Origin of the sequence: Microbacterium faecale (assembly GCF_014640975.1) — a bacterium.
Taxonomy (GTDB): Bacteria; Actinomycetota; Actinomycetes; order Actinomycetales; family Microbacteriaceae; genus Microbacterium; species Microbacterium faecale.
Window position 1 is genome coordinate 47,522 of sequence record NZ_BMHO01000003.1, and the last position, 25,949, is coordinate 73,470.

A 25,949-nucleotide genomic window follows, 5' to 3' on the forward strand; every position below is an offset into this window, starting at 1 on the left:
TATAGCTTAGACCTTTAAGTTGTTGGCAAGCATGCGCCACTCACGGCAGCTTCGTGCCGCCCCAGTGGCCTTCGTCATCACCCGAGACGCGCGGTCACACCGGCCTCGACCCGAAGGTCGCGCACGTCACTCGTGGCTGGCGGCACAGCACCACGACGGGCGAGCCCGAGTCAGTGGGTGATGGTCGTCTGCTGATAGAGCGCCAGGCGGATCCGCCCGTCGACGCGGTGATAGACGGTGGACATGAGCGCGGTGAACGGCTCCGGGAGATCCGCACGGGTCGCCGTGGCGCGGTAGCTGAGTGCGGCGACGTCATCGGCGATCGGCACGAGACGCGCCTCGACGAGCTCATAGGAGTCCCATCCCGGTGCGCCATCCAAGCTGGCGGCGACATCGTCACGCGTCATCGTCGCTCCGTTCACAAGAATGAACAGCGCGTCCGGCAACATGAGCTCGCCATAGAAGGTGCCGCCCCGAGAAGCGCACAGCGCGCGCCAGCCCGCATGCTCGACGTCGAGCAGTTCGCCCGCCGTAATCTCGGCCATGCGGAGAGGCTAGTGACGTGGCCCCGTAGGCGCAATGGCGCTCGTCGAGCACGCGCACGACATGACGCGTGCTCCCCCTCCTGGCTCAGGTGAGGTCGTCGCGCCGCTCGACGTGGTCCGTACGCGTGCCCGCCGCAGGATCCACGGCCGTGTGCGTCGTCGTGGTCGCGCGTCCGCGCCGCACCAGCTGCACGATCCCAAGGATGGTGAGCACCGCCCCCGCTGCGAGCAGGATGTAGCCGATGAGCGCCCAGTCGAAGCCCTCGAGTCGCCAGATGCCCGGCACCGCCCATGCGACGATCGCGCCGATCACCATCAGAATGATTCCGAATACCAGCATGATCACGCTCCTCACGCGGCGGAACCGCCGCCTCGTGGCCCACGATAACGGCGAGGATTGCCACTGTCGAGACTCCCCGGTGGCGGTGCGGGCGGGATGTCTGCATCACGCGGCGCTCTGGCGCGCGGACGCACCTGTGAGGATATCGCTGGCGCGATGCGGATGTTCGACTCCTTCGAAGACGGCCACGACCCCCGAGGAATTCGCTACCCGAAGCGGCAGGATTGCTTGATACCCCGCGGACGCATACCGAGCACGGGTTGAATACAGTCATTGCAGTAATTACTGCAATGACTTAAACTCGATCCATGACAGACACACGAGACACGGCCGCCGACCTCGGCGTCTCGGTGCGGATCCCCCAACCAGAGGGCTCCCTCCGCGTCGTCACGCGAGGCACAACCGGGCCCGCAATACTGCTGTTGAGCGGCGCTGGAAACGACAACATCTCGCTTAGCTGGCGGCGGGCGATCCCGGCGCTGGCTGAATCTCACCGCGTCTTCGCTCTTGACTGGCCGAAGCAGGGCGGATCCACCCCCTGGGACGGCAAGGCCCACCACGAGCGCATGTTGAGTTGCATCGACGCTACCCTCGACCATTTCGAGCTGGACACCGTATCGCTGGCCGGCGTGTCTCAAGGAGGAGCGCTGACCCTCGCCTACGCGATCGAACGCCCCGAGCGTGTCCAGAAGATCGTCGCGCTCGCGCCAGGTGGGATCATCACCTTCCCGCCCGTCGTCCATCAGCTGCTCTGGCTGATGGCGAAATCACGATTCCTCAATCGCACGCTGCCGTCGTGGATCTTCCGCAGCCGTGCGGCATGCGCGTGGTTCGCTCGCACGAGCCTGTTCGCCGGCCCGGTGGATGACTTCGATGAGATCGTCGACGAGTACCACGCGGATGCCGTCGCGAACGGCTCCGGGTCTTCCGACTGGCAGAACGGATCCATCGGATTCCGGAGGATGAACGTCGACCTGCGGCCGCGGCTGCACGAGATCCAGTGCCCGACGCTCATCATTCAGGGCGACAAGGATGTCGGCATCGCACCTAAGCACACTCGTGCGGCTGCGGAGGCCATCCCGAACGCCTCCTACGAGCTCATCGAAGAGACTGGGCACTGGCCGAATCGGCAGCGGCCCGATCTCGTCAACGGGCTGATCTCGACCTTCCTGGCAGAATGATGCGGACACTTCGTGACACGACCTCTCTCGAGGATGAGCACATGACCAACCCCACGGAAACCGAACTCGACTTCGTCGACGAGGTCGCGGTGTTCTTCGCCGACGAGGGGATGCCACTCATCTCCGGGCGCGTGATCGGCTGGCTGCTCATCAGCGACCCCCCTGAGCAGAGCGCCGCTGATCTCGCACGCGTTCTCGAGGTAAGCCGCAGCTCGATCAGCTCCTCCGCGAAGCTGCTCACCCCGAGCGGCCTGGTCGAGAGCGTCCGCAAGCGCGGTCAGCGACAGGAGTATCTGCGCATCGGTGCCGACGGCTGGAGCCGAATGCTCGCGAATCGGTACGCGAAGACGACCGCGTTCCGTCAGATCGTCGAGCGCGGGCTCAGCGTCCTGGGCGAGTCGTCCACGGGTCGTCGCGACAGGCTCGAGAACGTCGCCGAACTTTATGCCTTCCTCGAGGTCGAACTGCCAGCGATGTGGGACCGCTGGGGACAGTGGCAAGCCTCTCGTCGCCCCTGAATCCGGCGCGCAGTGGATGGGTCACCTTTCAGCATGATCCAGCGCCGCTCAGACGGCAATGTAGCGACTTGACTCGTCTGAAAGGTCTGGGAGCGTGTGTGCGTGCGTCGTTTGAGAGTGCCCGCGTAGATCCCCTGGGTGGATGAACGGTAAGTTCTGATGGACGACCCGATTTCCAGACAGGTAGTTGGTTGGTGAGGCTGCCAGCGTGAGCTGGCGGCGTTCGTGATCCACCGTGACGCTACGTCCAGACCACTCTTCCGGCTCGGGTGTCAGCGACGTGATTCCCCGACGGCTACCTTCGTGTCACACACCGACGAGGAAGGTCAGCGCGGCCCAGACAGACACCGTGCTGACAGTCGTCCAAATGGCGATGGCCACGGCCTGCCAGAGCAGCACCCACGCCCGAGGGGTGCCCCCGGCCACCAGCATGGCGGATGTGAACTGAGTCGGGATCGCCAGCGGGCCGAGGATACTGGCGCCAGGGACACCGAAGCGGATTACCCACCGCTTGAACTTCGCGCGGCCCTTCGACTCCGACTTCTCGGCGGCGAAGTCCTCAGCGGCATTCACGGCGCCCACGGTCACGGGTACTCGCGCAGCTCGACGATCGACCACTGCTGTGCGCGCGCGCGAGGTGACGAGCACGACGAGGAGGACACTCACGAAGTTGCCTACGGCTGCAAAGATGCCCGCGACGATCGGGTTGATCCCTCCGACGATGCCGACCAGGGCCGCGAGTTCGCCCTCAACGAAGGGGACCGCTCCCGCGAGCATGACGACGAACGGCTGCACCAGTTCAGGCACGTACGCCACGAGGTCTTGAAAGCCTCGTACGAGCTGCTCGATCGGGTCCATTTTTCTACTTCCTTCCCAGATTTGCGTGCGGATTCTTCATGCGTCACCCAGTAGAAGCTGTGTTCTCAGAACAGGGTCAAGCGCGGGAAGGAAACCCACAGGAAAGAGCGTCCACGTGGCCGTGAAACTCCAGGAAACCGGCGGTTTTCAGGCGTCTTCAGGCGGCCTAGGTACGCGGCAGGACGGCGGCGGCGACGATGACGTTGCTGACGATGAGCGAGGTGACGCTGCGCGCCACGGCCTGCGCGGTCGCGTCGGCTCCCCAGTTTCCCTCTTTGAGTTCCTCGGCCCGCGTGATCACCGGGGACGTCCATGGGATGTCGCGGTCGAACTGAGGGAGCGTCCCGCTGCCGTAGAGGAGCGCGGCGAGAGCAGCGGTGCGGGGTGTGGGTTCGGCTCCGTCGACGAGCACGGCCCGAATGTCGGCGAGCAGCGCCCGACGGCGCGCTGAGTCTGATTCCTCGATCACCGAAGAGGGGATGAAGCCGAGCGACCTGCGAGCGCGACGACGCAGCTCGCCGCGCTCGATCAACCGGTCCAGCAGCGGCTCGCGCAGCGTGGGGCCCGTCGCCGCCAGCACCGTCTGCACTCCTCGAGGCTTGTCGGCCACGTACTCCCAGGTGGCGCGCAGCAGGTGATCGGACGGCGGGTTGTCGGCCACGGCCTCGACCGTCAGGCCCCCCAGCCGTCCCGTCCCGGTTCGAACATGAGCGCCGAGGCCGAGGTCGGCGAGAACTGCTCCCGCGAGGACGTAGTAGAGCGTCCCCTCGCCGGAGATCGTGCCGGACTGCGGCTGGAAGAGCACCAGGAGGAGATCCTCCGCGAGTGTCTGCGCGCCGTCCGCACGACCGCCGACGCTCTCCTGGGATGCGACGCGTGGTTCACGCTGTTCGTCGGTCATATTCGGTGCACCTTTCTCATGCCTGCAGACGAATCCTGCGACCGCAGTCTGCACCGTGTTCCCAGCACGCGGTCAACCCGCTCCGGATTCTGGTCCCTCTTCCGATTCCTGCAGCTTCAGCACCAGCTCTCGCGCGGCCTCGTGCGCCCGCCCGAGCACGTCGAGCTGCGCCGGGTTGTACAGTTCGTGGATGGCCTCGATCATGGTCTGCGAGGTGACGTAGCCGCTCTTGGAGAGATGAGACGCCGGATCGTTCAACCACGGATAGTCGATGAGATTCCGCGCCAGGCTCCTGGCGAGCCGCGGAACGAGCGCGCGTCGGACCTCCTCATCGGAGTCGGGCGGCAGCCGATCGAGATCGACAGCCACGTCCTCGACATCCTCAGCGATCTTCTGGATGTCGGCGAGTGCCGCTTCGTCATACAGCTGCGTGTAGATGTGAAGGATGGAAGCGTCTGTCTCCGACAGCCTGCCCGCCACCGACGCGAACCCGGCGGGCGTGTCTGCCGGAACCTCATCGCGCAGGATGACGGCGATGTCGGCTCGCGCCTCCTCCAGCCTGCGGATGCTCTCCTCGAGCTCGGCGTCGAGCTCACGCAGGGTCTGCGGCGTGCTGTCGGTGCTCGCCCGGACGTCACGGATCTGAGAGAGGGGCACGCCGAGGTCGGCGAGACGGCGGATACGCAAGAGGCTCACAAGATGATGCACCTCGTATTGTTTATATCCGTTGTACTCGCGCTCCGGTTCCTCGAGCAGTCCGAGCCGGTGGTAGTGACGGATCGTGTTCACCGTCGTCCCGGCTCGTTCCGCAAGTTCACGAGTGCTCCATGCCATGAAAGCCTCCGTTGCTACTCGGCGGATGCGGAGGGCGCGATCGACGCCTCCGCACTCATGACGGTCACTGGGCGAGGAAAGCAGTCAGAGCCTTGTTGACGTCGTCCGCGTGGGTCCAAAGCAGGCCGTGGGGTGCGCCTTCGATCTCGATGTACTCACCGTCGGGCACGGCCTGGTGGAAGCGGCGGGCGGTGGCGTCGATGGGAAGGATGTTGTCTCTCGTGCCGTGCAGAATGAGGGTGGGCTTCCCCGCGGCACGGACGGCCTCGACATCACCACGGAAATCCTCGATCCAGGTCGGGACCACAGCGTAGGCGGCGACTGGTGCGCTGGTGACAGAGAGGTTCCAGTTCGCGTCGACGACCTGCTGGCTGACGCGCGAGCCGAGGTTCTCTTCGAGGTTGTAGAAGTTCTGGTAGAACTCGGTGAACCACGCATACCTGTCGTCCTTCGCGGCGGCCTCGATACCGTCGAACACGCTCTGCGGAACGCCCTCCGGATTGTCATCGCGCTCCACGAGGTACGGTTCCAGCGAAGCGAGGAAGGCGAGCTTCGCGATCCGCTCATGCCCATGGTTGGCGACGTAGCGGGCAAGTTCCCCCGTGCCCATCGAGAACCCGACGAGAACAACGTCGTGCAGATCGAGAGTGTCCAGCACGATCTTCAGATCAGCCGCGAAGGTGTCGTAGTCGTAGCCCGTGCTGACCTTCGACGACTGACCGAAGCCTCGGCGGTCATACGTGATCACCCGGTACCCCGCCGAGAGCAGCGCGCGCGTCTGCTTCTCCCAGCTGTGCCCGTTCAACGGATAACCATGGATCAGCACAACGGGTTGCCCGGCCCCTTGATCTTCATAGTAGAGATGAATCGGGGTGCTGTTCTCGTCCCCGACGTTGATGTAACCCATGGACAGATCCTTTCGCTCCGGCCGGCAGAGTTTCGGCCGCTGAGATCAGCAAACACCCTGTGGTCGCAACAGGGTCAAGAGATTCCGGCCCGTCACGTACACGGCCGGTCAAAGAAATTCTGCGTCGACATCCGTCGAACCGTTCATAATGGCTGTTGTCGGCACACAGTTCGACGAGATCGTTGCCGAGCGGAAGGAGACGGGCCGTTGCTTTTGGGCCGGCACGCCGAGTGCCGCCGGGGCGAGCATCTGCTGGGTGAGGCGAGGGCCGGGCACAGCGGGGCGCTTGTGGTGCGCGGCGAGGCCGGCATCGGCAAAACCGCCGTCTTGGAGTTCCTGCAGACGAAAGCCGAGGAACTCGACTTCCGCATCGAGACGTCGACAGGTATCGAGGCCGAGATGCAGTTCGCCTATGCGGGTCTGCATCAGGTGTGTGCTCCCCTTTTCGGCCAGATATCCACGCTGCCGGAGCCGCAGCAGCTGGCTCTCAGCGTCGCGCTCGGTCGCGACGCCGGTTCAGCGCCCGACAGGTTCTTGGTGGGTCTGGCAACTCTCGGGCTATTCTCCGAGGCAGCTGAGAAGAACGGTCTGCTGTGTCTCGTCGACGACGCCCAGTGGCTCGACCCGGCCTCGGCGGAAGTTCTCGCCTTCGTCGCGCGGCGGATCGAGGCTGAGCGTGTGGCCATGGTGTTCAGTGTTCGCGACGGCGAGGCGGGAGGCGCGGTCTTCGCCGGTCTGCCCGAAATGCATCTGAGGAGACTCGGCGACGCGGATGCTCGGCTGCTGCTGAGTTCGGTCGTCCCGGCACCCATCGACGACGACGTGCGGGAACGGATCATCGCCGAAGCCCGCGGCAACCCGCTCGCCCTGGTGGAGCTTCCCTCTCGCACCCCGCCGCCCCGGCTGGCGGGCGGGTTCCAGGAGCCCGATCTCTCTGACGTCTCCGTACGCGTACAGACGGAGTACCGGAATCGAGTACAGGGGCTCCCCGAAGACAGTCAGACGCTGCTGCTGATCGCCGCCGCCGACCCCACAGGGGACCCGGATCTGCTCTGGCACGCCGCCGGACACGCCGGCATCGCTCCCAGGTCGGCGGCCGCAGTCGAGGCGGTGGGTCTGTTGGAGATCGGCGCCCGGGTGCGCTTCCGCCATCCCCTCGCCCGATCAGCCGTCTATCGCACTACGGACGCGGCCGACCGGCGGCGCGCCCACGCAGCTCTGGCGGCTGTCACCGACCCGGCATCTGAGCCGGATCGCCGAGCCTGGCATGCGGCCCAGGCGACCTCCGGGCTTGACGAGCGCGTCGCCGGGGAGCTGGAGAGATCGGCCACCCGTGCCAGAGCGCGCGGAGGCTACGCGGCAGCCGGAGCGTTCATGCTGCGAGCGACGCAGCTGACACCAGATCCGGCGGCTCGGGCAGGACGCGCCCTCGAGGCGGCACATGCCGTGCACGAGTCGGGTGCGTCTGGCACCGCGCTCGATCTGCTCGATACGGCTGAAGCGGGCCCGCTCGACGACTTCCAGCGTGCGCGCTTGGCGCTGCTGCGGGCGCAGATCGCCTTCTACTTGAGCCGAGATCCCAACGTCCCGGAGATGCTCCTGCGTGTCGCACACGACATGGCACCTTTCGATCCGGACCTTGCCCACCAGACGCATCTTCGCGCCCTTGATACGGCACTCGTCCTCGGTGGTCCGACGTGGCAAACTGTCGCCGAGGCCGCCCTCGCGGACCACTCGCTCACGAACGCCGTCCGACCGGTTGACCGCCTGCTCTTCGCGCTATCGGCAACGATGATCCGAGGGTTCGCCGCCGGCGTTCCCCCGCTCCGCGATGCATTGCGAGCGCTGTGCGATGCCGACCCTTCCGATACCCCGACACCGCGTTACCGGTCCTGGCTCTGGCTGGCGGCACGCACTGCTGTCGGCATCCTCGACGACGACCTCGCCTATCGACTCGCGGAGGCAAACGTCCTATCGGCTCGAGCAGACGGTGCTCTGACCGGTCTCGCCAGCGCGCTCAACATCCACGCCAACATCCTGGCGCTCGGAGGCGAGCTCACCCGGGCCGGCGAGATGGCAGGGCGATCGATCACGATCGCGGAATCCACCGGCGGAGTGCCGATGCGCCAATCCGAGACCATCGTTGCCGCATGGCGAGGTGACGCTGACACCGTGGCCAGGCTGCGAGAGCTCACGTTGCGGGACCCCAGTGCTCCCCCGGAAGGAACGGAGGTCGCACTGGCCGCATACGCGACCGCTGTGGTGCACAACGCCCTCGGCGAGTACGAGAAGGCGCAGCAAGCCGCGGCGATCACCTGCGAGTGCGTCGCACTGTCGCTGAGCAGCGTCGGCCTGGCCGAAATGATCGAGGCGTCGACTCGAGCCGGCGACCCGCACAGCGCCGCCTGGGCCCTTGAGGAGCTGAGCACCCGTGCGGACGCCAGCGACACCCCGTGGGCTCGCGGCCTAGAGGCTCGCTCGCGTGCGCTCACGCTCTCCGGCGAGTCGGCTGAACCTCACTATCGCGCCGCGATTGAGTATCTCGAGGCCTCACGACTGACCGGCGAAGCGGCGCGGGCTCACCTCGTCTACGGGGAATGGCTGCGTCGCGCGGGGCGCCGCCAGCAAGCCCGGGATGAGCTGCGGGTAGCGCACGACCTCCTCTCGCGCATCGGTGCGGACGCCTTCGCCGCGCGAGCGGCGAAAGAGCTCCGTGCGACCGGTGAACACCCACGTCGTCGTACGACGCCATCGACCGGTGAACTCACCGCCCATGAACTGCAGGTCGCGAGGCAGGTGGCCACCGGCGCCACTTCCAGGGAAGTGGGTGCGCAGCTGTTCCTGAGCCCACGCACGATCGAGGCCCACCTGCGGAACATCTACCGCAAGCTCGGGATCAGTTCGCGTCGCGAGCTGCGAGGCATCCGGCTGTCCTGAAGGCACAAGGCGCGGCCAGCGGAGCACATCGCGCCGCTGGCCGAGAACGCCTGCAAACAGCGTGGCATCTCTTTTCCGTCATCGGCGCATCCTCAGTTCACGCTACGTCGTCGGAACAACGTCAAGCGTGCGAGGAACCTCCGATCCGTCAGAGGGGCTGACTGAAGGAGCCTTCCGTGGCCAGCTCCAGCAACAGGCGGCGGGCCGCGGCGATGCTCGACTCATCTTCGCCCCCCTGCAGTACCGCGGCCACCACCCCCTCCGTTGCCCGGCGAACAATCTGGATGCGCTCAGCGCTCAGCCCGTCAGCCGCGAGCTGTTCGCTCCACCATGCGTCGTACTCCTCAAGGAGAGCGGCGATCGCAGGGATCGCGGACAGCCCGTTCCAATTGGCTGCCGCAGCGAAGTCACGCGCCGCCGCCGCGTCGGCGCCCCCTTTGCAAAGCGCGCGAACGTAGGCCCGCAGCATCTTCCCCGGATGATTCTCCGACAGGTCGAGTTCGGCGACGACTGCCTCTCGGAGCTGCTCAGACATGTCCTTCACGACGGCGACGAACAGTTGATCACGATTACCGAAATGGTGAATCAGCCCACTCTTCGAGACCCCAGCGCTCTCCGCGATCTCTGCGATCGTCACACGAGTGCCCCGGTCGAGGATCGCGTGCATCGCCGCGTCGAGGACCGCCCGGCGGGTGCGCTCGGTGTTGCGCTTCTGCGGCTCTGCCATGGATCCCCCGTCTTCGTTCGGCTCAACTGACCATCCGGTCGATTCTAAGCTCATCTCACGGCGTGAATCGTCTCGCGACCAGCAGTCGCTACGGGAGTCTTGACTCCGTGCCAGGAACAGGGTGTGGGATAGACGGCATGAGCCAGCACACATACGGCAAGAGCGTCGCGACCGTCCAGCGCCTCGAGAACGGCGCCATCGCGGCCGCCATCGTCATCGCCGTCATCGCCGCGGGACAGCCGTGGTGGTGGCTGGCCGCCGCCTTTCTCGCCTTCGACCTCTCCGCCCTCGGCTACACGGGCAGCCCACGCTTGGGGGCACTCCTCTACAACGCCGTGCACAACTACACCGCACCGGCGATCCTGATGGTGGTGTACGCGGGCTTCCTGCTCGGCGGGCAGGATCTATCCTGGCTCGCTCTCAGCGCCGCCTGCTGGGCGTTCCATGTCGCCGTCGATCGAGCGCTCGGGTACGGACTCAAGCTGCACGACTTCGCACACACTCATCTCGGCCGAATCGGACGCCGCGCGACCGCTCAGCGGTGATGGCAGACAGCTCATAACAGCAGGCGCCAGTTCGCGCGGGCGAGGTCGAGCAGCTCGTCTCCTCGACCCGACATGACCGTGCGAATCGCGTACAGCGCGAGCCCCTTCACGTGGGCGGCTTCGATCGCCGGGGGCATCGACAGCTCCTGCCGCTCGGTCACGACGTCGAGCAGAGCAGGACCGTCGTGGGCGAGCACCTCACGCACCGCTTCAGGGAGGTCCTCGCTGTTCTCCACCCGGCGCGCGTAGATGCCCATGGCCTCGGCGATCGCCGCGAAGCTGGGATTCGCGAGCCCGGTGCCGTACGGGACCAAACCGGCGGCCTTCATCTCGAGCTCGATGAAGTTGAGCGACGAGTTGTTCATCACGATCGTCTTGACCGGCAGACGGTTCTGCGTGAGAGTCAGCAGCTCGCCCAGCATCATCGCGAGGCCCCCGTCACCAGCGAGCGCGACGACCTGGCGGTCCGGATGCGCCACCTGCGCGCCGATCCCGTGCATGAGCGCGTTCGCCATGGAACCGTGCGTGAAGGAGCCAATCAGTCGCCGTTCCTCGGTCATGGAGAGATATCTCGCCGCCCACACCGTGGGCGAGCCGACATCCGCGGTGAAGATCGCGTCGCCCGCCCCGTGCTCATCCAGGAGCCGGGCGAGGTACTGCGGATGGATGGCTCGACCGGCCTTCGTGGGGACCGCCAGGTCGTCGAGCTTCGCCCGTGTCTTGCGATAGTGCGCCGTGGCATCGGCGAGGTGTCCGCGGTCCTTCTCCGCGAGCCACGGCAGGAGCGCCGCGGACGTCGCGCCGACGTCTCCGACGAGACCGAGGTCGAGCGGATGTCGCTTGCCCAGCTGCGCACCGCGGATGTCGACCTGGATGGTCGTGGCGCGCTCGGGATAGAACTGCTCGTATGGGAAGTCGCTGCCGAGCACCAGCACGGCATCCGCCGTCTCCATCGCCCGATAGCCCGAGGCGAAGCCGAGCAGACCCGTCATGCCGACGTCGAATGGGTTGTCGTACTCGATGAACTCCTTACCCCGCAGTGCGTGCACGATCGGTGCGCCCAGTCGGTCAGCCAACGCGATCACCTCGTCGTGCGCACCTTCCACTCCCGCGCCGGCGAGGATCGTCACGCTCTTGGCTTCGTTCAGCAAGGTCGCGGCTCGTTCGAGCTCAGCGCCGCTCGGCACGACCACGGGCTTGGTTCGCTCGATCACGACGGTGCGGTCATCAGCGATGTCAGCCAGCGCGACGTCTCCGGGGATCACCAGCACGGCGACGCCGCGCTTCTCGATCGCCGCACGCATCGCGATCTCGAGCAGACGCGGCATCTGGCGAGGATCGGCGACATACTCGACATAGACGCTGCACTCGCGGAAGAGCTCCTGCGGGTGGGTCTCCTGAAAGTAGCCCGTGCCGATCTCGTTCGTGGGGATGTGCGCCGCGATCGCGAGCACGGGTACCCGTGAGCGGTTCGCGTCGTACAAACCGTTGATCAGGTGGAGGTTGCCGGGCCCGCAGGATCCTGCGACGACCGCAAGCTGCCCGGTCGTCGCCGCATCCGCCGCCGCAGCGAACGCCGCGGACTCCTCGTGACGGACGAGGACCCATCGGATCGCGCCGTTCTTGCGCAAGGCATCTGTGAAGCCGTTCAGCGAATCTCCTGGGAGGCCGTAGACGCGGTCGATCCCGTTGGCGTGCAGAGCCTTGACGATGTTCTCAGCGACGGTGGACATGTGCAGCTGGTCCTTTCAGGGAGGGTGGCGGGCGCCACGCGGGGGTCAAGGATGCCGATCGTCCGGCGCTGAGCCGAGGAGGGTCCCCGCGACTCCCGCAATGGCGAGCAAGAACTCCCCGACGTCAACGTGCATCGCAGCCTCCGCGCAAATCAGACATGGGTTCTCTCTCGGATGGTCAAGATCGAGATGTACCGAGTAAAGACCGTGTGCCAACCACAGGGTCAAGAGAAGCTGCGATCAGTGTCGATGTCGGTGAACTCGGCCGGGCCAGTCGGTTGAGTCTGTGGCGACCACAGGGTCTTTAATCGGCGTACCGGCGCCACACGGGCGTTACGGAGGATAACGGGAGGTTCGTCATGACCACGCCACATCAGCGCGTCGCCATCATCACGGGCGCGGGAAGCACGCAGGGCATCGGGTTCGCGGCAGCCCGTCTGCTTGGCGGCGCCGGAAATCGAGTCGTGATCACGTCGACGACGGATCGCATCTTCCAACGGGTCGCAGAACTGCGTGACCTCGGGATCCGGGCGGAAGGAGTGGTCGCCGATCTCACCGACCAGGCCGGCGCGAAGGCCGTCGTCGCGCGTGCATCGAACTCGTTCGGCGGCGTGGACATTCTCGTCAACAACGCCGGGATGACGGCCGTATCCGACTCGTACGCTTCCGGCGCGATCCGAGGAACGTTCATCGACCATTGGCATGCCTCGCTCGAGCGGAACCTGACGACGACCTTCCTGATGACCCGCATGGTCGTCGGCTTCATGCAGGCCGCCGGCTACGGCCGAATCGTCAACGTGTCATCGGTATCAGGGCCCGTCGCGGCATACGGCGGCGACGACGCCTACCACGCGGCGAAAGCCGGCATCCTCGGGCTGACGCGCTCAACTGCGCTCGACACGGCACCACACGGCATCACCGTGAACGCCGTCGCTCCGGGGTGGATCGACACCGCATCCGCCTCCAATCGCGAACGGCGGATGGGCGCCGCCACGCCCGTCGGCCGGTCCGGCACTGCAGACGAGGTGGCGTACGTGATCGCGTCCCTCGCAGGGGAGGGCGCGTCATACATCACCGGTCAGCTCATCACGATCGACGGAGCCAACTCCATCAGCGAAGAGCGCGGGCACTGAAGACGCCACGCCGCCGGGAGCCGGCGGCGCTCAGGCGGGCGCGAGGCGGTAGGTCACCGTGCGAGCACAGGTGCCTGGGACGGATCGTCCCCCATGCCATCGGCCCGAGCCTCCAGCAGGTCGTACGCGGCCCGGCTCGCGCGCTCGAGCACGTCCCGCTGAGCCGGGTTGTAGAACTCAGCGACCGCTTCTGAGAGCGTCTTCCGCACGACGCTCTCGCTTCTCGACATATGCTCGGACTGATTCCGAAGCCAGGGATACTCTGTCAGATTCTGCACGAAGATCGGCGCGATACGTCGCACGAGGCGTTCACGACTCGCCTCATCAGCGTCCGGCGGGAGGAGCCGAACCTGTGCGCCGATGTGATCGATCGTCTCGTCGGCCTCCGCCATCCGTCGCAGGTCTGCCATGGCCTGCTCGTCATAGAGCTGCCCGGAGATGTGCAAGAGCGAACGATCCGACTCCGGCAGCCGGGACGACACCGATTCGAACCCTGCCGGCGCATCAGCGGGAGCGTTCTCTCTCAGGATCGCGGCGAGGTCGGCCCGCGCGTGCTCAAGCCGCCCGATTCCCGCCACCAGCTTCACATCCAACTCACGCAGCACGTCCTGGCGGCCCTCACCGTCGGCGCTCACCTCATTGATCCGTCCCAACGGCAGTCCCAGTTCCACGAGTCGCCGGATCTGGAGCAATCGCACGAGATGACGCACCCCGTACTGCTTGTATCCGTTGAACCTGCGTTCGGGCTCGTCGAGAAGCCCGACACGATGATAATGGCGGACGGTATTCACCGTCGTCGACGCGATGTTCGCGATCTCGCTCGTACTCCATGCCATGATGTGCCTTCCGTCAGGTGCGTCGCGGGGGTACACCCTTGGCCCGAAGACCGGCGATCAAGCTGCCCAGCGCGAGGATCGCACTGACGCCGCTCTCCGCGGAGACATGACTCGCGCTCGAGGCAGCGGGACTCTTCCGCTCCGATCCGGCAGAAGCCGCGGAGATCGAGCGAACTCTCGTGATGGCCGGGTACTCGCGCATGAGACGTTTCCTCTGGTCAAGACCGTTCTGCACGGTCGGGGTGATGACGACAGGATCGCATCAGCGTGATCCGATTCGCGTCGGTGGAAGTTACCTACGTCGTTACCGTCCGGTACCGTGCCCTCCGCCAGCCCTCGTCCGGACAGGTGCGCAGCAGAGCGGACAGGGATGGCCGGTGCCTCCGAGAGTCGAATGATCGCGGGTCGACCCGCGCCGGGTCTGATCTGCGGAGGCTTGACCTTGTCCTCGGCACATGGTGTGTGCTGAGCGCCATCACGCTCGAAAGGAGATCAGAATGATCATTCGCGCGATAGGGACCGTTCTGCTGGGCATCGGATTCGTGGCGCTCGCCACAGCGGCCTTCATCCGAGATCCCGCGGCGCTGGATGCCAACATCGGGGCCGGCGTGCTCACCCTCGCGGGCATTCCGCTCGGCGCGATCGGTCTCGCACTGACGATCGCGGCCGGCGCGTACGAGGCGTGGAAGAGGCGTGGGCGACGACGGCGAGGAGCGCGACGCCGAACGACTTGACCTTGTGGCTGGGGCAGGGGTGGACGCGCTCGTCGTGGGCATCGCCGTCTCGGCGGCAGTGTTCGCTGTGATTCCCATGACCTGCAGGCCGACACTGTCGATTTGACCGTGTTCCGACAACACCGTGTGTGATGGCACAGTCCATCTTCCGAGGCGACGGAAGCTCACCGCCGCGGCCGAACAGGAGATCCTTGTGATTCATGCTCGTTCCTTGACCAAACGCTATGGAGCGAAGACCGCCGTCGACGGCATCGACTTCTCGGTCACCGGGGGGCGTGTGACTGGATTCCTCGGTCCGAATGGCGCCGGGAAGTCGACGACCATGCGAATGATCGTCGGCCTGGACCGGCCGACATTCGGAACGGTGACGGTCAACGGGCAGCCCTACGCCGCGCACCGTTCTCCGTTGCACGAGGTGGGGGTGCTCTTGGAGTCGAGGGCTGTGCATCCCTCGAGATCCGCACGGAATCATCTGCGCGCGCTGGCGTTGACGCACCGGATCGGTGCGTCGCGCGTCGACGAGGTCATCGAGCTCGCCGGTCTCGGGTCGGTCGCGGATAGGCGCGTGCGAGGCTTCTCCCTCGGCATGGGTCAACGTCTCGGACTTGCTGCAGCTCTTCTCGGCGACCCGGCGACACTGATCCTCGACGAGCCGGTGAACGGACTCGACCCCGAGGGCGTGGCATGGTTCCGTCAGCTGGCTCAGGCACTCGCCGCGGAAGGACGCACGGTCTTCCTCTCATCGCACTTGATGAGTGAGATGGCGCAGACCGCCGACCATCTGATCGTTCTCGGTCGTGGCCGAGTTCTCGCTGACGCACCGATCAGCGAGCTTCTCGGGAACGCCTCCGGAGACGTGGTGGCGGTCCGCTCGGACGATTCCGCTCGACTGGATGCGCTGCTCGCCGAGAACGGCGCGACAGTCAGACATGCCGAGACCGATGTGCTCTCGGTTCGCGGTGTCGCCGCGCCGCGCATTGCCGAAATCGCTGTGGGCGCGGGTATCGCCGTGCATGAACTCGCCCCGGCCGCGACGTCACTCGAAGAGGCTTACATGCAACTCACCCGCGATGAGGTCGAGTATTCGGCCGCCCCTTCCCGTTCGGAGAGTACTCGATGAGCACAACGAAAGCCTCTGCCTTCGCGGCCTCGCGACACGACCTCAGTTTCGGTGGGATCGTCCGCTCCGAATTGGCCAAGCTGTTCAGCGTCCCGTCGACCTTCTGGGTTTACGCCCTCCTGGTCGTGCTCACCCTCGGGGTGACGACCCAGATGTCCTTCTCCGCCAACTTCACGTGGCTCGAGGGAGGGCTCACACAACCGGGGATGCAGGCCGCAGGCGTGAACGCGATAGTGCTCAGCACCGACCTCAGTGTGCTCCCCGTGAGCGTACTGGGCGTGCTTGTGGTCGCCGGGGAATACAGCACCGGCATGATCCGCTCCACCTTCACCGCCGTCCCACGACGCATCCCCGCACTGCTGGTGAAGTTCCTCGTGCTGGCCGCCGTCACCTTAATGGTCAGCGCGCTTGCGGTGGCGATCGCGATTCCGATCTCCGTCAGCGCACTTGCCAGTAACGGAATCGATGTCCGCCTGGACGACCCTGACTACTGGCGCGGCATGACCGGCAGCGTCGGTTACCTTGTTTCGATCGCGCTCATCGCATTCGGAATCGGGGCCATCGCCCGCAACGTCGTCGGTGGCATCACGATGGCTCTCGGTGTCGTTCTTGTCATTCCGGTCGGACTGGGCCTCGTGTCCGGTGCGTCAGAAACCCTGATCTGGTTGAAGAACCTCTCGCTGCTTCTCCCTTTCAATCTCGGCCGCACTGTCAGCATGCATCCGGGATACGCCGACTTCGCCTCACCCGGTTTGCCGCTGCAACACCCCGAGGGCGAGTGGATACTCGAACCCTGGCAGGGAGCACTGGGGCTCGTAGCATGGGTGGTGGTGTTGCTGACCACCGCGGTTGTGCTGGTGAAGCGCCGCGACGCGTGAAAGCTCTCCGAACTCCCTTCCCCCGAGAGCTCGAATCGACTCGGTCGCGGGGACGTGTGTTCGCGACCCGTCATGCGGCACTCAACCGAACCGTCGCAGCCAAACTCCGCACTCGAGCGGGGCCTGACCGTCACTGGGCGGTCGAGCGAGGCAGCGTCGTCACAACGTCGACCGGCCCCGCCTGCGTCAGCCAGGTGGAGGGAAACACCGCCTCGGGGTCGACCACGTACACGCGGCGCCCTTCCCCTGTGAGCCTGCGAGCGATCTCCGCCAGCATCCGCTGAGCGACGTCGTCGAGGGAGAACACCAGAGTGAGGTCGAGGGCCACGGCGGGCTCTGTCGGTGACGCGTCGATCACCTCGCGCACGATTTTCTCCGCCCCGGCGAAGCGGATGCCGCCCTGCATCTGGACGACCCGGATCGCGTCCGCTCCGGTGCCGTCGACGTAGTGCGACCGGACGACCGCACGCGCGGCGGGGGGAACCGACATGACGTGCAGGCCCATATCGCCGGAGAACTGCTCGAACAAGGCCACCCCGCGGACGCTATTGCCGTGCGCGTCGAGTCGCGGTGAGAACGTGGCGATACCGACCTGGCCGGGCAGCGCTCCAATGAGTCCCCCGGCCACACCGCTCTTCGCGGGGATGCCCACCTGTGTCGCCCAGTCACCGGCAGCGTCATACATACCGCACGTCGCCATGACGCTGAGGACCTGACGAATCACCGACTCGCTGACGACACGCTCGCCCGAGAGAGGGTTCAGCCCGTGGTCAGCCAGGGTGGCAGCCATGATCGCGAGATCACGAGCGGTGACGAGCACGGAGCACTGGCGGATGTACCCGTCCACGACGGCACGGGGATCGTCATCGAGGATGCCATAGCTGCGCAGCATGTGCGCGATGGCGAGGTTGCGATGAGCATGAGCCATCTCTGAGGAACACACCGACTCGTCGACCGACAGGGGGCGACCGGCGAAGGCCGATAGACCGGCGATGACTCGTCGGGTTCGCTCCGCCGCGTCGAGATCGTGCGAGCCGACCAAGGAGTGCGCTGTGATCGCCCCCGCGTTGATCATCGGGTTCAGCGGTCGACCGGAGCCGGGCTCGAGCGAGATCTGGTTGAACGCTTCACCCGACGGCTCCACGCCCACCTTCGCGAGAACCTCCTCGAACCCTCGATCCGCGAGAGCCAACGCATAGACGAACGGCTTGGAGATCGATTGGATGGTGAATGCCGTGTCGACGTCGCCAGCCCCGTAGACGGTGCCGTCAACCATGGCGAAGGCGGCCCCCAGGCAATGAGGGTCGGCAGCAGCCAGTTCTGGGATGTAACCCGCAAGGGATCCCGAACGATCTTCTTCCACGTGGCCGAGCGCTTCGGTGAGGTAGTCCGTCACAACAGAAAGCATCAGGCGACCTCTCCGCGGCCGATGGCCGCCTCCAGCGCAACGAGGAGTGATGAGGTCATGTCCTATTCCTTCCCATGGGTTCGTCAATGAATCTCGGATTCATGCTCCGTGGCGAGATCTACGTCGGCGGCCGCGCCTCGAAGCGTCACCAGAGCCCAGACCGCTGCGAGAACCATGATCGCCGTGCCGGCGATTCCGGTGACGATGATCGCCTCGGTGAACGCCCCGTGAGCGATCTCAAGAATCGCAGAGGCGGTGTTCCCGCCAACCTCCCCCGCCACCAAGAGAGCCTCCGCCATGGTCGACGACGCCCGCTCCGCGATGCTCGATCCCACGTCCAGGGCTTCAGTCCCGGAGGCGACGACTCGCGAGTACCAGGCGACGAGCACTCCGCCGAGCACGGCGGTGCCCAACGTGGTGCCCAATTCATAGGCGGTCTCCGAGGTCGCGGCTGCTTGACCTGCACTTTCGGGCTTCACGGAACTCATGATGATGTCGTTACTCAGCGCGAGCGCCATCCCGGCGCCAAGCGAAACCAGCGCGAGCGACGCCGCGATGAGCGCCGGATGCGATGAGGGCGAAAGGAACAGTGTCAGGGCGAACCCGATCGACGCGATCAGCAGCCCAGAGGCGATGACGTAGGCGGGAAGCACCTTCTTGACCAGGGCCGCTGCGACGAAGGCTGCCGCTGCCGCGAACACGGCCTGCGGTATCAGCCACAGCGATGCCTGCAACGCGTTCAAACCCAGGACGAGCTGCAGGTACTGGACGAGCGCGACCAGAGCACCGACCATCGCGAAGATGGCGAGCAGATCCGCGATCACGGCGCCGCGGAAATAGCGCACCGTGAACAGTCGAACCTCGATGAGAGGCGTCGGCAGCGTCAACTGTCTGCGCACGAAAATCGCAAGAGACGCGAGACCGAACACCACGGCGATGCTTCCGAGGAGTATCTCCTTGCCACCCGTGAGGGACTTGATCGCGTAGACAACGCCGACCATGCCAATGAGCGAGAGAGTGACGCTGAGGATGTCGATCTTGTGCAGATTCGGGTTACGGCTCTCAGGCAGCAGGAACGGCCCCAGAATGAGCAGGAGGATCATGACAGGGATGTTCATGAGGAACGCCGCCTGCCAGTTGAAGGTCTCAATTACCCACCCGCCGACGAGCGGCCCGACGGCGGCTCCGACCGACGCCATTGCCGCCCAGATCGCCATCGCATATCGGCGCTGCTGTCGGTCGAGGAACATGTTGCGCACCAGCGACAACGTCGAAGGCATCATGATCGCACCGCCTACGCCCAGCAGTGCGCGTGCCGCGATCAGCATCCAGGGCTCGGTCGCCAGCGCGCCGCTCACCGAGGCCACCGCGAAGACCACGGCTCCGATGAGAAGGTTGCGTCGGCGCCCGAAGCGATCGCCCACAGAGCTCATCGCGACGAGCAGCCCGGCGAGGACTAGTGAGTAGACATCGATCATCCACAACTGTTGGACTCCGGTCGGACTCAACTCAGCGGAGATCGCAGGAAGCCCCAGTACCAGCACAGTGCCGTCGATCGTGATCAGAAGCAGCGGCAGAACCAGGACGGCAAGTCCGAGCCAGGCTCTGCCCGTGGCTTTCGAAGTGGTGGTGGTCATGGGGTCTCCTCGATCTGGACTCAGTGGACCGGTGTCAGCACTCAATCTAACAGATCAATTGGTCGGTTCTTCCCACCAGATGGACTGTTGCCTGTCCTGGGAGGACTGCTTCGCTGTGCGGGACCTCGGCAGTGCCGTCGCCACCTGTTCTTCCTCTGCCTTCTGATATCCGGCCGCGGGTCCCCGTCCACGACACCGATGTCAGGCGGGTTTGTGAGGCAATAAGACACCCTGTTCTCGCGACACGGTCAACCCGCGAATACGATCACGCAGCTCAGAGAAGCCGAGCGGGCACGAAAAAGCCCGGATCTGCGAGATTTCGCAGATCCGGGCTTTTGACCGGCTGTGAGTTGGAGCCTCAGAGAAGAAGTCTTAGAAGTCCCAGTCGTCGTCTTCGGTCGCCACGGCCTTGCCGATGACGTAGCTGGAGCCCGACCCCGAGAAGAAGTCGTGGTTCTCGTCGGCGTTCGGCGAGAGCGACGACAGAATCGCCGGATTCACGTCGGTGACGCTCGACGGGAACATCCCCTCGTATCCGAGGTTCATCAGCGCCTTGTTCGCGTTGTAGTGCAGGAACTTCTTGACGTCCTCGGTGAGGCCAACGGCGTCGTACAGATCCTGCGTGTACTGCACCTCGTTCTCGTAGAGCTCGTAGAGCAGCGAGAACGTGTAGTCCTTGAGCTCCTCGCGCTTGGCCTCGTCGACCCGCTCGAGCCCCTTCTGATACTTGTACCCGATGTAGTACCCGTGCACGGCCTCGTCACGGATGATGAGCCGAATGAGGTCGGCCGTGTTGGTGAGCTTCGCGCGGCTCGACCAGTACATCGGCAGGTAGAAGCCCGAGTAGAACAGGAAGCTCTCGAGCAGCGTCGAAGCGACCTTGCGCTTGTGCGGGTCATCACCACGGTAGTAATCCATGATGATCTTCGCCTTCTTCTGAAGGTTCTCGTTCTCGACCGACCACCGGAAGGCCTCGTCGATCTCGGGCGTCGACGCGAGCGTCGAGAAGATCGATGAATAGCTCTTGGCGTGCACCGACTCCATGAACGCGATGTTCGTGTAGACGGCCTCCTCGTGGGGCGTGAACGCATCCGGGATCAGCGACACCGCGCCGACCGTGCCCTGGATCGTGTCCAGCAGGGTCAACCCCGTGAACACCCGCATCGTCATCTGCTGCTCGTCGTGGGTCAGGGTGTTCCACGACTGGATGTCGTTCGACAGCGGAACCTTCTCGGGCAACCAGAAATTGCTCGTGAGGCGATTCCACACCTCGACGTCCTTATCGTCCTGGATCCGGTTCCAGTTGATCGCCTGGACGTGATCCAGAAGCTGGAGTTTCTCAGTCATGCCATTCCTCGCGAAATCTCACTCGTGCGGTTCATCACAGCGTGCAGCTGACGCAGCCCTCCACCTCAGTGCCCTCGAGGGCCATCTGGCGGAGGCGGATGTAGTAGATGGTCTTGATGCCCTTGCGCCACGCGTAGATCTGCGCACGGTTGATGTCACGCGTCGTCGCCGTGTCCGGGAAGAACAGCGTGAGGGACAGGCCCTGGTCGACGTGCTGCGTTGCCGCGGCGTACGTGTCGATGACCTTCTCGTAGCCGATCTCGTACGCGTCCTGGTAGTACTCCAGGTTGTCGTTCGTCATGAACGGCGCCGGGTAGTAGACGCGGCCGAGCTTGCCTTCCTTGCGGATCTCGACCTTCGAGGCGATCGGGTGGATCGAGCTCGTCGAGTTGTTGATGTACGAGATGGATCCGGTCGGCGGGACCGCCTGCAGGTTCTGGTTGTACAGACCGTGCTGCTGCACGTCGGCCTTGAGCTGCACCCAGTCGTCCTGCGTCGGGAGCTGGTGCTCACCGAAGAGATCCTTCACCCGGTCGGTCTCGGGCACCCACTCGCGCTCGATGTACTTGTCGAAGAATTCGCCCGATGCGTAGGTGGAGTTCTCGAAGCCCTCGAACGTCGTGCCACGCTCCTTCGCGATGTTGTTCGACGCGCGCAGCGCGTGGTACAGCACCATGTAGAAGTAGATGTTCGTGAAGTCGATGCCCTCTTCCGACCCGTAGAACACGCGCTCACGGGAGAGGTAACCGTGCAGGTTCATCTGGCCGAGGCCGATCGCGTGCGACCGATCGTTGCCGTCCTCGATGGAGCGGACCGACGAGATGTGGCTCTGATCACTCACGGCCGTCAGCGCGCGGATCGACGTCTCGACCGTGCGACCGAAGTCGGGCGAGTCCATCGCGAGTGCGATGTTCAGCGACCCGAGGTTGCAGCTGATGTCCTTACCGATCTGGTCGTAGGACAGGTCGGTGTTAAGGGTCGTCGGGGTGTTGACCTGCAGGATCTCGCTGCAGAGGTTCGACATGTTGATGCGGCCCTGGATCGGGTTCGCCGCGTTGACGGTGTCCTCGAACATGACATACGGGTAGCCCGACTCGAACTGGATCTCCGCGACCGTCTGGAAGAAGTTGCGCGCGTTGATCTTCGTCTTCTTGATGCGCGGGTCGTCGACCATCTCGCGATACTTCTCGCTGACCGAGATGTCACCGAACGGCACGCCGTAGACGCGCTCGACGTCGTACGGCGAGAAGAGGTACATGTCCTCGTCGTTCTTCGCCAGCTCGAACGTGATGTCGGGGATCACGACGCCGAGGGACAGCGTCTTGATGCGGATCTTCTCGTCGGCGTTCTCGCGCTTCGTGTCAAGGAAGCGCATGATGTCGGGGTGGTGGGCGTTGAGATACACCGCGCCGGCGCCCTGACGCGCACCGAGCTGGTTCGCGTAGCTGAACGAGTCTTCGAGCAGCTTCATGACGGGCAGAATGCCGCTGGACTGGTTCTCGATCTGCTTGATCGGCGCACCCGCCTCACGGATGTTCGAGAGCAGCAGAGCGACGCCGCCGCCGCGCTTCGACAGCTGCAGCGACGAGTTGATGCTGCGCGCGATCGACTCCATGTTGTCTTCGATGCGCAACAGGAAACAGCTCACGAGCTCGCCGCGCTGCGCCTTGCCGGCGTTGAGGAACGTCGGCGTCGCGGGCTGGAAGCGACCCGACAGGATCTCGTCGGTGAGCTTCCAGGCGAGGTCTTCGTCGCCGTCGGCCAGCGCGAGCGCGGTCATGACGACGCGGTCCTCGAAGCGCTCGAGGTAGCGCTTGCCGTCGAACGTCTTCAGCGTGTAGCTCGTGTAGTACTTGAACGCGCCGAGGAACGTCTCGAAGCGGAACTTCTGTCCATAAGCGTGGTCGTTGAGCTTCTCGATGAACGAGAAGTCGTAGGCCTCGATGACCGCGCCCTCGTAGTACTCCTTCTCGACGAGGTAGTCGAGCCGCTCGCGAAGCGAGTGGAAGAACACCGTGTTCTGGTTCACGTGCTGCAAGAAGTACTCACGAGCGGCGCGCTTGTCGGCGTCGAACTGAATCTTGCCGTCCGCGTCGTACAGATTCAGCATCGCGTTGAGGGAGTGGTAGTCCATTCCCTCAAACGCGGGGTTCTGCTTGAAGTCGAGCTCAGTGCTCACTGCGGCTTCCACCATTGTTCCAATCTGTCGCTTACGCGAACCACGTCGTCAGGCGTGCCAAAGACTTCCACCCGATCCAAGTGCGGCACCTGACACTTGCGGCTGATGATGTCTCCGCCGATGCAATACCCATCGCCGAAGTTGGTGTTCCCGGTGGAGATCACTCCCCGGATCCACTGTCTGTTGTTTTCGTCGTTGAGGAAGCGGATAACCTGTTTCGGAACCGCGCCCTGTCCGTTCCCCCCGCCGTATGTCGGGGAGATGAGGACGAACGGCTCATCCACTTCCAGCGCTTCGTCGCGCCCGTAAAGCGGAATGCGCCGCGCCCGCATGCCCAGCTTCTCCACGAACCTCGCGGTGTTGCCGGAGACGCTCGAGAAGAAGACCAACAGCGGAACGCTCGCCGGATCCCGGTCGGGCGCGGCCTCGAAGGCCCCCAGCCCCTGCACCGATCGGGCGAACGTCGCTGTCGCGGTCATGAGCATCTCCTCTCGCGCCGCAACAGCGAGGGCCTCACGCCAACCGTGCGGCGAGTTCGTCGATCTTGTCGGGGCGGAAACCCGACCAGTGGTCCTCGTCGGCGATGACGACGGGGGCCTGCATGTACCCGAGCTGCTTCACCTGTTCGAGCGCGTCGGCATCCTGCGAGACATCGGTCACGTCGTACTCGATGCCCTTCGCGTCGAGCGCCCGATACGTCGCGTTGCACTGCACACAAGACGGCTTGCTGTAGACGGTGATCGCCATGGTTTCCCCTCCTGAACACGAGCTTGTCCGGCGAACTGCTGCCGGGACCTCAATACTACATATAGTGAGTGGCCCCGGGGGTGACCACAAGGGATAGTAGTTACATCCGTGTGATTTTCCACTGCTTTCCACCGTCCGTCCACACCTTATCCACTGGTCTATGCACAGCCCGCTGCGCGATCGGCCACGCCGCGATCGGCTCTACCGTGCGCTTCTCGTCACGTGCGCGATGAGTTGTCCACAACAGGCACGCTATGGGTGACCACTGACAAACGAATCGCGTCTCTGACGTGGCGTCGGCGTGTCGCCCGCGTGTCGGAAACCGCGCCTAGGCTGGCCTGCATGTCCGACGCTTTCGACCCCGCAGACCTCCTTCCCGACGAGCTCGTCGAACGGATCCGCGCACGCGCAGGCGACGTCGATCGCGCCAATACGCTCCCCGACCAGGACATCGACGATCTTGCTCACGCCGGCTATCTGAGGTCCCTCGTGCCGCGCGAGCTCGGTGGCGCGGGGCTCACGCTCGAACGCGCCCTCGAGACCCAGCAGCGCCTCGCTGGGGCCGCTCCTGCCACCGCCCTGGGCGTCAACATGCACCTGGTGTGGACCGCGGTCGCCCGCATCCTCCTCAACCGCGGAGATGACGCCCTGACCTTCGTGCTCGAGGGCGCGGCCGCCGGTGAGCTGTACGCTTTCGGCATCAGCGAGGCCGGCAACGAGCTCGTGCTCTTCGACAGCACAACCAACGCCGGCAAGACCGCGAACGGCGGATACGCCTTCACCGGCACGAAGATCTTCACCTCGCTGGCACCGGCATGGACGTCGCTCGGCGTCCATGGCCGAGACGCCACGGATCCGAACGCTCCCCGTATCGTCTTCGCCTTCCTCGAGCGCGACTCTCGGGTCACGACGCTCGACGACTGGGACGCCACGGGCATGCGTGGCACGCAGAGCCGCACCACCGTCCTCGACGGCGCAGTAGCCCCGTCGGAACGGGTCGTGCGCGTCATCGATCCGGAACAGGGTCCAGACCTCGTACAGTTCGGGATCTTCGCGGCCTTCGAGCTGCTCATCTCGTCTGTGTACATCGGCATCGCGGGGCGCGCGATCGAGCTCGCCGCTTCCGCCGCCCGCTCACGCACCTCAGCGAAGACCGGCACCGCACGCAGTGAGGATCCCGTGGTGCGGGACCGCGTCGGCGCGCTGGCGATCGCGTACGACGGGATGCGGCTCGAACTGCGCGCGCTCGCGCGCGATGTCGACGAGCTCGCGGATCACGGGCGCGCGTGGTTCCCCCTGCTGTCGGGAATGAAGACGCGAGCCGTCGCCACCGCGCAGTGGATCGTCGACGAGGCGGTCGCGCTCACCGGCGGCGCGGCGTTCCGCAACGACAGCGAGCTGTCGCGCCTCGCACGAGACGTCCGCGCGGGAGCCTTTCACCCCTCGAGCGAGAGCAGCGCCCGACAGAGCGCCGCGGCGGACTGGCTCGACGTCTGAGGCGCGAGGGATCCGTTCGAGGTCGGCTCGAAAAGTCCCCGGAAATGCCGAAAGGGTCGCCCTGCGTTGGGCGACCCTTTCGTTTACGTGAAGTCCGGCAGTGTCCTACTCTCCCACAAGGTCCCCCTTGCAGTACCATCGGCGCTGAGAGGCTTAGCTTCCGGGTTCGGAAAGTGACCGGGCGTTTCCCTCTCGCAATAACCACCGAAACACCTAACCACAACCAACAAACGTGTTGGCGTGAAGAATTGTGTTTCACCAGCATGCTTCATGCACTGTGAAATTATGTCCCCGCAGGACGTGTTTGTCATCTGGGAACCACAAAGTGGACGCGAACATTTCATCAAGAAAGACAGAAATGTGAATGTTTTCAAGTCGTCGGCTTATTAGTACCAGTCAGCTACACA

General features: G+C 64.9%; 24 protein-coding genes and 1 rRNA gene. 9 read left to right on the forward strand and 16 right to left on the reverse strand.

Annotated elements, in window-relative coordinates:
• Positions 1 to 170: 170 nt before the first annotated feature.
• Together IEW87_RS14800 and IEW87_RS14805 are read right to left on the reverse strand one after the other, a co-directional pair.
• The gene (locus tag IEW87_RS14800) at positions 171 to 545 is read right to left on the reverse strand and encodes a nuclear transport factor 2 family protein (RefSeq protein ID WP_188713172.1); all 375 of its coding nucleotides are present in this window, start codon (positions 543 to 545) and stop codon (positions 171 to 173) included.
• Positions 546 to 630: 85 nt separating this feature from the next.
• Positions 631 to 885, reverse strand: coding sequence for a DUF6458 family protein (locus IEW87_RS14805; protein WP_229731238.1), 255 nt, complete (start codon positions 883 to 885; stop codon positions 631 to 633).
• Between the two features lie 308 nt (positions 886 to 1,193).
• Here IEW87_RS14805 and IEW87_RS14810 point away from each other — a divergent pair, with 308 nt between their 5' ends.
• The gene (locus IEW87_RS14810; protein ID WP_188713173.1) at positions 1,194 to 2,066 is read left to right on the forward strand and encodes an alpha/beta fold hydrolase; all 873 of its coding nucleotides are present in this window, start codon (positions 1,194 to 1,196) and stop codon (positions 2,064 to 2,066) included.
• Between the two features lie 41 nt (positions 2,067 to 2,107).
• Positions 2,108 to 2,584 (forward strand): GbsR/MarR family transcriptional regulator, encoded by a 477-nt coding sequence (locus IEW87_RS14815; RefSeq protein ID WP_188713174.1) that lies wholly within the window; start codon positions 2,108 to 2,110, stop codon positions 2,582 to 2,584.
• A gap of 306 nt (positions 2,585 to 2,890) precedes the next feature.
• Here IEW87_RS14815 and IEW87_RS14820 read toward each other — a convergent pair whose 3' ends face one another.
• From IEW87_RS14820 to IEW87_RS14835, 4 genes are all read right to left on the reverse strand, one after another.
• A complete protein-coding gene (locus IEW87_RS14820) occupies positions 2,891 to 3,442 on the reverse strand; it encodes a small multidrug efflux protein (RefSeq protein WP_188713175.1) in 552 nt (183 codons plus the stop codon).
• A 166-nt stretch (positions 3,443 to 3,608) separates the two neighbouring features.
• The gene (locus tag IEW87_RS14825; protein ID WP_188713176.1) at positions 3,609 to 4,343 is read right to left on the reverse strand and encodes a GOLPH3/VPS74 family protein; all 735 of its coding nucleotides are present in this window, start codon (positions 4,341 to 4,343) and stop codon (positions 3,609 to 3,611) included.
• 72 nt (positions 4,344 to 4,415) lie between these two features.
• On the reverse strand, positions 4,416 to 5,177 hold the full coding sequence (locus tag IEW87_RS14830) for a MerR family transcriptional regulator (RefSeq protein ID WP_188713177.1): 762 nt from the start codon (positions 5,175 to 5,177) through the stop codon (positions 4,416 to 4,418).
• Positions 5,178 to 5,241: 64 nt separating this feature from the next.
• Positions 5,242 to 6,084, reverse strand: a complete 843-nt coding sequence (locus tag IEW87_RS14835) for an alpha/beta fold hydrolase (RefSeq protein ID WP_188713178.1) — start codon at positions 6,082 to 6,084, stop codon at positions 5,242 to 5,244.
• Here IEW87_RS14835 and IEW87_RS14840 point away from each other — a divergent pair.
• Positions 6,040 to 9,021 (forward strand): AAA family ATPase, encoded by a 2,982-nt coding sequence (locus IEW87_RS14840; RefSeq protein WP_188713179.1) that lies wholly within the window; start codon positions 6,040 to 6,042, stop codon positions 9,019 to 9,021. The two genes, IEW87_RS14835 and IEW87_RS14840, sit on opposite strands and share 45 nt — an antisense overlap.
• Positions 9,022 to 9,169: 148 nt before the next feature.
• On the opposite strand, the gene IEW87_RS14845 is transcribed toward IEW87_RS14840, so the two are convergent.
• Positions 9,170 to 9,748 (reverse strand): TetR family transcriptional regulator, encoded by a 579-nt coding sequence (locus IEW87_RS14845; RefSeq protein ID WP_188713180.1) that lies wholly within the window; start codon positions 9,746 to 9,748, stop codon positions 9,170 to 9,172.
• A gap of 137 nt (positions 9,749 to 9,885) precedes the next feature.
• Here IEW87_RS14845 and IEW87_RS14850 point away from each other — a divergent pair, with 137 nt between their 5' ends.
• A complete protein-coding gene (locus IEW87_RS14850) occupies positions 9,886 to 10,293 on the forward strand; it encodes a DUF4260 family protein (protein ID WP_188713181.1) in 408 nt (135 codons plus the stop codon).
• Between the two features lie 11 nt (positions 10,294 to 10,304).
• Here IEW87_RS14850 and poxB read toward each other — a convergent pair whose 3' ends face one another.
• Entirely contained in the window at positions 10,305 to 12,026 is a 1,722-nt protein-coding gene (gene poxB / locus IEW87_RS14855; RefSeq protein ID WP_188713182.1) for a ubiquinone-dependent pyruvate dehydrogenase, read from the reverse strand.
• 359 nt (positions 12,027 to 12,385) lie between these two features.
• Here poxB and IEW87_RS14860 point away from each other — a divergent pair, with 359 nt between their 5' ends.
• Positions 12,386 to 13,159, forward strand: a complete 774-nt coding sequence (locus IEW87_RS14860; RefSeq protein ID WP_188713183.1) for an SDR family NAD(P)-dependent oxidoreductase — start codon at positions 12,386 to 12,388, stop codon at positions 13,157 to 13,159.
• A gap of 53 nt (positions 13,160 to 13,212) precedes the next feature.
• On the opposite strand, the gene IEW87_RS14865 is transcribed toward IEW87_RS14860, so the two are convergent.
• Entirely contained in the window at positions 13,213 to 13,995 is a 783-nt protein-coding gene (locus IEW87_RS14865; protein ID WP_188713184.1) for a MerR family transcriptional regulator, read from the reverse strand.
• Positions 13,996 to 14,492: 497 nt separating this feature from the next.
• Here IEW87_RS14865 and IEW87_RS14870 point away from each other — a divergent pair, with 497 nt between their 5' ends.
• The 3 genes from IEW87_RS14870 to IEW87_RS14880 all read left to right on the forward strand — a co-directional run bounded on the left by IEW87_RS14870 (position 14,493) and on the right by IEW87_RS14880 (position 16,727).
• A complete protein-coding gene (locus IEW87_RS14870) occupies positions 14,493 to 14,729 on the forward strand; it encodes a hypothetical protein (RefSeq protein WP_188713185.1) in 237 nt (78 codons plus the stop codon).
• A 193-nt stretch (positions 14,730 to 14,922) separates the two neighbouring features.
• Entirely contained in the window at positions 14,923 to 15,849 is a 927-nt protein-coding gene (locus IEW87_RS14875; protein ID WP_188713186.1) for an ABC transporter ATP-binding protein, read from the forward strand.
• Complete coding sequence (locus IEW87_RS14880) at positions 15,846 to 16,727, forward strand: ABC transporter permease subunit (protein ID WP_188713187.1); 882 nt, start codon at positions 15,846 to 15,848, stop codon at positions 16,725 to 16,727. Before IEW87_RS14875 ends, IEW87_RS14880 begins: the two co-directional genes overlap by 4 nt.
• A 130-nt stretch (positions 16,728 to 16,857) precedes the next feature.
• Here the strand turns inward: IEW87_RS14880 and IEW87_RS14885 are convergent, their stop codons facing one another.
• From IEW87_RS14885 to nrdH, 6 genes are all read right to left on the reverse strand, one after another.
• Positions 16,858 to 18,135: a glutaminase gene (locus tag IEW87_RS14885; protein ID WP_188713188.1), complete on the reverse strand. Its 1,278-nt coding sequence runs from the start codon at positions 18,133 to 18,135 to the stop codon at positions 16,858 to 16,860.
• Positions 18,136 to 18,218: 83 nt separating this feature from the next.
• Positions 18,219 to 19,772: an MFS transporter gene (locus tag IEW87_RS14890; RefSeq protein ID WP_188713189.1), complete on the reverse strand. Its 1,554-nt coding sequence runs from the start codon at positions 19,770 to 19,772 to the stop codon at positions 18,219 to 18,221.
• Positions 19,773 to 20,144: 372 nt separating this feature from the next.
• Positions 20,145 to 21,119 (reverse strand): class 1b ribonucleoside-diphosphate reductase subunit beta, encoded by a 975-nt coding sequence (nrdF, locus tag IEW87_RS14895; RefSeq protein WP_188713190.1) that lies wholly within the window; start codon positions 21,117 to 21,119, stop codon positions 20,145 to 20,147.
• Between the two features lie 34 nt (positions 21,120 to 21,153).
• On the reverse strand, positions 21,154 to 23,313 hold the full coding sequence (gene nrdE / locus IEW87_RS14900; RefSeq protein WP_188713191.1) for a class 1b ribonucleoside-diphosphate reductase subunit alpha: 2,160 nt from the start codon (positions 23,311 to 23,313) through the stop codon (positions 21,154 to 21,156).
• Entirely contained in the window at positions 23,295 to 23,777 is a 483-nt protein-coding gene (gene nrdI, locus IEW87_RS14905; RefSeq protein WP_188713192.1) for a class Ib ribonucleoside-diphosphate reductase assembly flavoprotein NrdI, read from the reverse strand. Before nrdI ends, nrdE begins: the two co-directional genes overlap by 19 nt.
• A gap of 34 nt (positions 23,778 to 23,811) precedes the next feature.
• The gene (gene nrdH, locus IEW87_RS14910) at positions 23,812 to 24,045 is read right to left on the reverse strand and encodes a glutaredoxin-like protein NrdH (protein ID WP_188713193.1); all 234 of its coding nucleotides are present in this window, start codon (positions 24,043 to 24,045) and stop codon (positions 23,812 to 23,814) included.
• A gap of 342 nt (positions 24,046 to 24,387) precedes the next feature.
• On the opposite strand from nrdH, the gene IEW87_RS14915 reads away from it, so the two are divergent.
• Positions 24,388 to 25,542 carry an acyl-CoA dehydrogenase family protein gene (locus tag IEW87_RS14915; RefSeq protein ID WP_188713194.1) on the forward strand — a complete coding sequence of 385 codons (1,155 nt, stop codon included), beginning with the start codon at positions 24,388 to 24,390 and terminating at the stop codon, positions 25,540 to 25,542.
• Between the two features lie 92 nt (positions 25,543 to 25,634).
• Here IEW87_RS14915 and rrf read toward each other — a convergent pair.
• Positions 25,635 to 25,751: ribosomal RNA gene (rrf, locus tag IEW87_RS14920) — 5S ribosomal RNA — on the reverse strand.
• Between the last annotated feature and the right edge of the window lie 198 nt (positions 25,752 to 25,949).

Bases quoted from the DNA above. Each gene is read 5' to 3' on its own strand.
- nrdF (WP_188713190.1), bottom strand. From the start codon at position 21,119: ATGACTGAGAAACTCCAGCTTCTGGATCACGTCCAGGCGATCAACTGG.
- IEW87_RS14810 (WP_188713173.1), top strand. From the start codon at position 1,194: ATGACAGACACACGAGACACGGCCGCCGACCTCGGCGTCTCGGTGCGG.
- IEW87_RS14860 (WP_188713183.1), top strand. From the start codon at position 12,386: ATGACCACGCCACATCAGCGCGTCGCCATCATCACGGGCGCGGGAAGC.
- IEW87_RS14840 (WP_188713179.1), top strand. From the start codon at position 6,040: ATGAATCGGGGTGCTGTTCTCGTCCCCGACGTTGATGTAACCCATGGA.
- IEW87_RS14830 (WP_188713177.1), bottom strand. From the start codon at position 5,177: ATGGCATGGAGCACTCGTGAACTTGCGGAACGAGCCGGGACGACGGTG.
- poxB (WP_188713182.1), bottom strand. From the start codon at position 12,026: ATGTCCACCGTCGCTGAGAACATCGTCAAGGCTCTGCACGCCAACGGG.
- IEW87_RS14885 (WP_188713188.1), bottom strand. From the start codon at position 18,135: ATGCTTTCTGTTGTGACGGACTACCTCACCGAAGCGCTCGGCCACGTG.
- IEW87_RS14850 (WP_188713181.1), top strand. From the start codon at position 9,886: ATGAGCCAGCACACATACGGCAAGAGCGTCGCGACCGTCCAGCGCCTC.
- IEW87_RS14825 (WP_188713176.1), bottom strand. From the start codon at position 4,343: ATGACCGACGAACAGCGTGAACCACGCGTCGCATCCCAGGAGAGCGTC.
- IEW87_RS14870 (WP_188713185.1), top strand. From the start codon at position 14,493: ATGATCATTCGCGCGATAGGGACCGTTCTGCTGGGCATCGGATTCGTG.
- nrdH (WP_188713193.1), bottom strand. From the start codon at position 24,045: ATGGCGATCACCGTCTACAGCAAGCCGTCTTGTGTGCAGTGCAACGCG.
- IEW87_RS14805 (WP_229731238.1), bottom strand. From the start codon at position 885: ATGCTGGTATTCGGAATCATTCTGATGGTGATCGGCGCGATCGTCGCA.
- nrdI (WP_188713192.1), bottom strand. From the start codon at position 23,777: ATGACCGCGACAGCGACGTTCGCCCGATCGGTGCAGGGGCTGGGGGCC.
- IEW87_RS14815 (WP_188713174.1), top strand. From the start codon at position 2,108: ATGACCAACCCCACGGAAACCGAACTCGACTTCGTCGACGAGGTCGCG.
- IEW87_RS14845 (WP_188713180.1), bottom strand. From the start codon at position 9,748: ATGGCAGAGCCGCAGAAGCGCAACACCGAGCGCACCCGCCGGGCGGTC.
- nrdE (WP_188713191.1), bottom strand. From the start codon at position 23,313: ATGGTGGAAGCCGCAGTGAGCACTGAGCTCGACTTCAAGCAGAACCCC.
- IEW87_RS14865 (WP_188713184.1), bottom strand. From the start codon at position 13,995: ATGGCATGGAGTACGAGCGAGATCGCGAACATCGCGTCGACGACGGTG.
- IEW87_RS14890 (WP_188713189.1), bottom strand. From the start codon at position 19,772: ATGACCACCACCACTTCGAAAGCCACGGGCAGAGCCTGGCTCGGACTT.
- IEW87_RS14820 (WP_188713175.1), bottom strand. From the start codon at position 3,442: ATGGACCCGATCGAGCAGCTCGTACGAGGCTTTCAAGACCTCGTGGCG.
- IEW87_RS14800 (WP_188713172.1), bottom strand. From the start codon at position 545: ATGGCCGAGATTACGGCGGGCGAACTGCTCGACGTCGAGCATGCGGGC.
- IEW87_RS14880 (WP_188713187.1), top strand. From the start codon at position 15,846: ATGAGCACAACGAAAGCCTCTGCCTTCGCGGCCTCGCGACACGACCTC.
- IEW87_RS14915 (WP_188713194.1), top strand. From the start codon at position 24,388: ATGTCCGACGCTTTCGACCCCGCAGACCTCCTTCCCGACGAGCTCGTC.
- IEW87_RS14835 (WP_188713178.1), bottom strand. From the start codon at position 6,084: ATGGGTTACATCAACGTCGGGGACGAGAACAGCACCCCGATTCATCTC.